The 5,935-nt window shown below is 64.0% G+C and carries 6 protein-coding genes and 1 pseudogene; 5 read left to right on the top strand and 2 right to left on the bottom strand.

All coding sequences use genetic code 11. The annotated features are described in order from the left end of the window. Window positions 1-134 precede the first annotated feature (134 nt). Window positions 135-1,640, top strand: coding sequence for a M28 family metallopeptidase (locus J1M86_RS23885; protein ID WP_241260619.1), 1,506 nt, complete (start codon window positions 135-137; stop codon window positions 1,638-1,640). A gap of 31 nt (window positions 1,641-1,671) precedes the next feature. Continuing rightward, the gene (locus J1M86_RS23890) at window positions 1,672-2,478 is read left to right on the top strand and encodes an adenylate/guanylate cyclase domain-containing protein (RefSeq protein ID WP_206511632.1); all 807 of its coding nucleotides are present in this window, start codon (window positions 1,672-1,674) and stop codon (window positions 2,476-2,478) included. Here J1M86_RS23890 and thiD read toward each other — a convergent pair. Next, window positions 2,458-3,294: pseudogene (thiD, locus tag J1M86_RS23895) on the bottom strand (bifunctional hydroxymethylpyrimidine kinase/phosphomethylpyrimidine kinase); the annotation flags it as partial. The gene J1M86_RS23890 and the pseudogene thiD sit on opposite strands and share 21 nt — an antisense overlap. Window positions 3,295-3,554: 260 nt before the next feature. Here thiD and J1M86_RS23900 point away from each other — a divergent pair. The 3 genes from J1M86_RS23900 (at window position 3,555) to J1M86_RS23910 (ending at window position 5,027) form a co-directional block, all read left to right on the top strand. Continuing rightward, window positions 3,555-3,881 carry a GNAT family N-acetyltransferase gene (locus J1M86_RS23900; RefSeq protein WP_075838356.1) on the top strand — a complete coding sequence of 109 codons (327 nt, stop codon included), beginning with the start codon at window positions 3,555-3,557 and terminating at the stop codon, window positions 3,879-3,881. A 113-nt stretch (window positions 3,882-3,994) separates the two neighbouring features. After that, complete coding sequence (locus tag J1M86_RS23905; protein ID WP_075838355.1) at window positions 3,995-4,321, top strand: GNAT family N-acetyltransferase; 327 nt, start codon at window positions 3,995-3,997, stop codon at window positions 4,319-4,321. Between the two features lie 100 nt (window positions 4,322-4,421). Continuing rightward, the gene (locus tag J1M86_RS23910) at window positions 4,422-5,027 is read left to right on the top strand and encodes a hypothetical protein (RefSeq protein WP_206511634.1); all 606 of its coding nucleotides are present in this window, start codon (window positions 4,422-4,424) and stop codon (window positions 5,025-5,027) included. Here J1M86_RS23910 and J1M86_RS23915 read toward each other — a convergent pair. Continuing rightward, complete coding sequence (locus tag J1M86_RS23915) at window positions 4,997-5,797, bottom strand: exodeoxyribonuclease III (protein ID WP_206511635.1); 801 nt, start codon at window positions 5,795-5,797, stop codon at window positions 4,997-4,999. The two genes, J1M86_RS23910 and J1M86_RS23915, sit on opposite strands and share 31 nt — an antisense overlap. Window positions 5,798-5,935: the final 138 nt, after the last annotated feature.

Below are 5,935 nucleotides of genomic sequence, written 5' to 3' on the forward strand. Positions count from 1 at the left end.
GATCTAACCTTAGGAGTCGATCTTCTCTCCAGGGCCATACAGTGATCACCCACCAGCGGCTCGGTGATCAGCTTTCTCCGACTAACTTCGCTACTCTCGGAGACTCGCCGATCAAGTCCCATTAGGGTGCATCCATGCCGCCAATTTCCAAGCCGGGGATGTCCCTGATCGCAGTTTTCGCAGTCGGTGCTCTCGTTCTGGCCGGTTGCTCCTCGGCCCCGGAAGAATCCGGGGCCGAGGAGCAACCGGCCGTTTCCGTTCCCACCCCGGTCGCGATCGCAGACGGCCCCGGCCTGGCCGATGCGATCACCGAGGACGCGATGGTGGCCCATCTCGAAGAGCTCGAGGAAATCGCGTCCGCAAACGACGGCAACCGGGCTGCGGGCACGTCCGGTTACGACGCCAGCGTCGACTACCTGCGGGGCAAGCTCGAAGCTGCGGGATTCGAGGTGCAGACCCCAGAGTTCGAGTTCGACCAGTTCTCGGTCGAGACCGAGTCGTTGTCCGTCGGCGAGCAGGACGTGCCGGTGGCCGCGCTCACGTACTCGCCGTCCACCCCGGACGGCGGTCTCACCGCACGTGTCCTCGCAGCGCCGACCGATGATTCGCCGGGCTGTGAAGCAACGGACTACGACGGTCTCGACGTCTCCGGTGCCATCGTCGTCGTCGATCGCGGGGTGTGCCCGTTCGGTACCAAGCAGGCCGTCGCGGCTGATCTCGGCGCGGTCGCGGTGGTTGTCGTCAACAACGAGCCGGGGCCACTCGACGGCGCCACCCTCGGCGACGCGGACATTGCGCAGATCCCCACCGGCGGCGTCAGTCAGGAAGACGGACCAGCCGTCGCCGCGGCACCGGAACTGACATTGACGCTGGACACCGAAACCGTCACCACGACGAGCCGGAACGTGATCGCGCAGACCAAGACTGGTGACACCGACAACGTCGTCGTTGCCGGGGCGCACCTCGACAGCGTGCTCGAGGGTCCGGGTATCAACGACAACGGTACCGGCGTCGCAGCAGTGCTGGAGTCGGCGCTGCAGCTCGGCGCGGAACCGGATACCACCAACGCCGTGCGTTTCGCATTCTGGGGCGCCGAGGAGCTGGGCCTCGTCGGTTCGAGCAAGTACGTCGAATCTCTGTCCGAGGAGGACGCGTCGAATATCGCGCTCTATCTCAACTTCGACATGATCGGTTCTCCGAACGCCGGCTACCTCGCATACGACGGCGATGACTCAGATCAGGTCGGGGCGCCCGCGGGCCCGAGCGGCTCGGATGCGATCGAGCGGATGTTCGTAGAACGATTGCAGGCGGAAGGAATCGCTGCTGGCGGCACCGACTTCGACGGACGCTCCGACTACGGGCCGTTCATCGCCGTCGGGATCCCGGCCGGCGGGGTGTTCAGCGGCGCCGACGATGTGAAGACGCCAGAGCAGGCCGAGGAATGGGGCGGCACTGCCGGCGAGGCGTTCGACGAGAACTATCACACCCCCGCGGACACCCTGGCCAATGTCGATCGGGAGGCGCTGGCGAGAAATGCGTCGGTGGTGGGTTTCGGTATCGGCACCTACGCTCAGTCGGTCGACGGCCCCAACGGGGTTCCGGTGGATGAGGCACGCATCGCGGCTCGCTCGGGACAATGACTATGTGTAACTTTCGGTTACGCTTGTTGTCATGAACCCGCACGTGGCGTCGACGGTCGAGTGGATACGCGCTGTCAACCGTCGCCCGGCGGTGGTCGATGTCATCCGTCGAGTCCGGCGCGTACTCCCCGGTGATCCGACGTTCGGTGATCCGCTGTCCATGGCCGGGCCTGGGTCGGCACTGGCGGTCGCACGCGTCGCCGACAGATTCCTCGACGACGAACCCGGCGCGACCCGCGAGTTCGGGCTCGGCGCCCTGCAGATCTGGCAGGCGGTTCTCGAACGAACCGGCCGCGGACACGGCGAACGCGATGTCACCATCGTCTTCACCGACATCGTCGGGTTCTCGACCTGGTCGCTCGGCGCCGGAGACGCGGACACGCTGACCCTGCTGCGCAAGGTCTCAAAGGCTGTGGAACCGGCGGTCGCCGCCGGCGGTGGTCACGTCGTCAAGCGGCTGGGCGACGGCATCATGGCGGTGTTCTATCGCCCCGACAAGGCCGTCGAAGCGGTGGTGACGGCTCGTGCCGCGCTCGCCCGGGTGGAAGTGAACGGATACACCCCGACGATGCGCGTGGGCATCCACACGGGCAGTCCGCGCCAGATCGGATCCGACTGGCTCGGGGTCGATGTCACCGTTGCCGCGCGGGTGATGCAAGCGGGCGGGAACGGCAACGTGATGATTTCGCACACTGCCCTCGACGCGCTCCCGGAAGGAACGCTGGAGGAACTAGGGCTGACCACCCGGCCGTATCGGCGCGGGTTCTTCGCGCCCAAGCTCAGCGGTGTCCCCGAGGACCTCGCGATCGTCCGATTGATTCAGACGCCAGAACGGTGAAACCGGGCCGTGCCCGGCGCCCAGGTCGTAGGACGCGGCGAGGCAGCGCGTGACCCATTCCTTGCCGAACGCGACAGCCTCGGGGACCGAGTATCCGTGGGCGAGTGCGCATGCGATGGCCGCGGCCAGCGTGTCCCCGCCGCCGTGGTCGTTGCCGGTGTCGATGCGGGGGCTGGTGAACTCGAGGAACCGATCACCGTCGAAGAGGATGTCCGTGCTGGTCTCCGACGTGCGCAGGTGCCCACCCTTCACCAACGCCCATTGCGCACCCAATGCGTGCAGCGCCTGCGCTGCGTGGTGCGCGGTGGCGTCGTCGACGACGTCGATGCCGGTGATCAGTCGCACCTCGTCGAGATTGGGTGTCACGAGCGTTGCGATGGGAAAGAGGGTGTGACGGATGGCGTCGAGTGCCTCGTCGTGCAGAAGCGGGTCACCGTGCATCGATGCGCAGACTGGATCGACGACGAGTGGAACTGGCTGGTCTCTGCCTATGCCGACTTCGGTGCACACCGCTGTGACGGCCTCGATGATCGCGGTGGAGGCGAGCATGCCGGTCTTCGCCGCGCCGACGCCGATATCGCCCACCACCGAGCGAACCTGGTCGGCAACGATCGTCGGCGGGATCTCGTGGAAGCCGCTGACACCGACGGAGTTCTGTACGGTTACCGCCGCGACAGCGACGCATGCGTGGACGCCGCACAGGGCCATGGTGCGACTGTCGGCTTGAATGCCGGCACCTCCGCCGGAGTCGGTACCGGCGATGGTGAGCACGCGCAGAGGCGTCGAGCCGTGCGGGGCAAGCGGTAGAAACTTCACGAGAAGACAGTACGGCAGGGATGTCCGGTGCGGCCACAGATGCTTGTTCACCGATGAATGTTGTTGCATCACAACGGCGATGATTGGCGACTGTGACACTTACCAGTCGTGATGTTGCATCGAGGTTGCGAACCTACGGCACCGAAGGTTTGTCGCTGCAAAAGGGTGACAAGCATGCGGTTCACATGTTTAATAGTGGTGTAGGTCACATAACGATCACGACGCTCCGCCCCAACTCTCTACATGTAAGGAGGTGACCCATGCTTGCCAGTACACCCAGTGCTGACGTTTCCATCAATACCGACCAGAACCGTTTCGAGTTGCGGCTCAACGGTGATTTGGTGGGAATCGTCGGATACTACGAAGTCGAGTCCTCGGCCAAACGCGGACCTCGGACCCACGTCGTCTCGTTCATGCACACTGTTGTCACCGAGGACTTCGGCCATCAGGGACTTGCTGCCATCCTCGTGCGGAGGTCACTGGACACCGCCCGGTCGTACGGCTGGAAGGTCAAGCCTGTGTGCACCTACGTTCAGCGTTTCCTGGCCGCGAACCCTGATTATGCGGACATCGCTGTTCCCCTGTAGTCGGGGGTTGGCTGGTTCTGCTCGTAACGGTTGCAACTCGACGTGGCTTCGAATTGCCATCCAATTTCGCCAATTCCTTCGGTCCCTCACCACGCCGGTGTAGTCATGGTGACATGGATCACACATCCTTGGATCTCTCGTCGCCCGCTGCGTTGGCTGCTGCAGTTCGCATCGAGGACAACGTCACGCACAGTAGGTTCGATCTCTTCGTCGCCGACGAGTTGATCGGCATACTCGGGTACCGCGACGGCGAGGACGGGGCTGTGGCTTTTATGCACACGGTTGTCGTCGAGGATTACGGCGACCGGGGATGGGCCGGCGTTCTCGTGCGTGGTGCGCTCAATACCGCGCGTGATCGTGGCTGGCGCATCGTTCCGATCTGCACTTACGTGCGTCGATATCTCGCCCGCCATCCGGAATTTCTCGATCTGGTTGCGTGACGCGGCATCGAAACGAGAGCGCCGCTCTTGCTTTGGGGGTCGCCGCCATGAATACTGCTCTTTGGTGAGAGCGCTGCTCTCCTGACGAGAGGGTGTATCCATGTCAGACCGAAAGACCACATTCCTGCTCCTGATCACCGGCGTTCTGTTCGCGATCTATCCGGTGTTGCGGCCGTACTCCACCGAAACGGGCACCGCCGGCGCCGATGCATTCGCCTCACCGCTGTGGATAGCTGCCCACGTCAGCGCGATGCTGGGCTTCATCGCATTGGCATTGGTCGTCAGAGCCATGCAGGCGGGCCAGTTCGCGGAGTCGGCGACGTGGATCGGCGTCGGCCTGCTGCTTCCCTACTACGGCGCCGAAACTTTCGCACTGAACGTGCTCGGCGTCCGCGCACAGGAAACGGGCGATGTCACCCTCGTCGACCTGGCTGAGCCCATCAGATACGGGCCTGTCCAGGTGACCATGTTCGGTTTGGGGCTCGTCGCGATCGCAGTCGGGGTCATCGCTCTCGCCAGAGAAGTCGCTACGTGGCAGGCATGGGTCTTCGCCGCCGGGTTCGTGCTGTTCCTGCCGCAGTTCTTCGGTCCGCCGTGGATTCGCGTCGCCCACGGCCTCCTGATACTCGTTGGGTCGGTGGCGCTCGCGGTGAAGCTCGCGCAACCGAAAGCGCGTCAGGAAATCTCGACGATCACCGGTGCGTGATCGCTCGCGCCCTTGCCCTTGCGCTCCTCACGGTCGATGGAAGCACCGGACACACGTGGGGTGAGCGCCGGAGAGGTCAGGGCCATGTCGATCCGTAGGCCCTGCTTCTTCGGAAAGCGCAGCTGCGTGTAGTCCCAGTAGGTGAATGTCCTGGGCTCCGGCGTGAATTGACGCGTCACCTCGCTGAAACCGATCTCCTCGAACGAGGCGAACGCATCGCGCTCCGGCTGCGAGGTATGGGTCTTGCCCTCGAACAGTGCCGGATCCCACACATCATCGTCGGTCGGGGCGATGTTCCAATCGCCGACGAGCGCGATCTGCGCCTGCGGATCGGCCGTCAGCCACGCCTGCGCGTCGGCACGTAGCTTCGCCAACCACTCGAGCTTGTACGTGTAGTGCGGATCGGCGAGCTCACGGCCGTTGGGCACGTACAGGCTCCAGACCTTGACGCCGTCGCACGTCGCGCCGATCGCCCTGGCCTCACGGACCGCCTCGACCTCGGGGTCCTTGCTGAAACCCGGCTGATCCTCGAAACCGACCTGCACGTTTTCGAGTCCGACGCGCGAGAGCAGAGCTACACCGTTCCACTGACTGAGGCCGACATGCGCCACCTCGTAACCCATCTCAGTGAATCGCTCGTACGGAAACTGCGTGTCCTTGCATTTAGTTTCCTGCATCGCCAGCACATCGATATCCGAGCGCAACAGCCACTCGACGATCCGATCCTGACGAGAGCGGACAGAATTCACGTTCCACGTAGCCAATCGCACGGACGTCACCTTAGGCGCTTCGCGCATGTGTGTGGAAATACGTGTCCTGCTATGTATTTTCACTCACATGCGGCGGGTGCGGATCGGCCTCGGGCCGAGCGCCTTCAGCGCCACCACCCGATCGCGGGCGATCTGGAC

The sequence above is a fragment of the Rhodococcus sp. KRD197 genome (genome assembly GCF_017168235.1).
GTDB lineage: Bacteria > Actinomycetota > Actinomycetes > Mycobacteriales > Mycobacteriaceae > Rhodococcoides.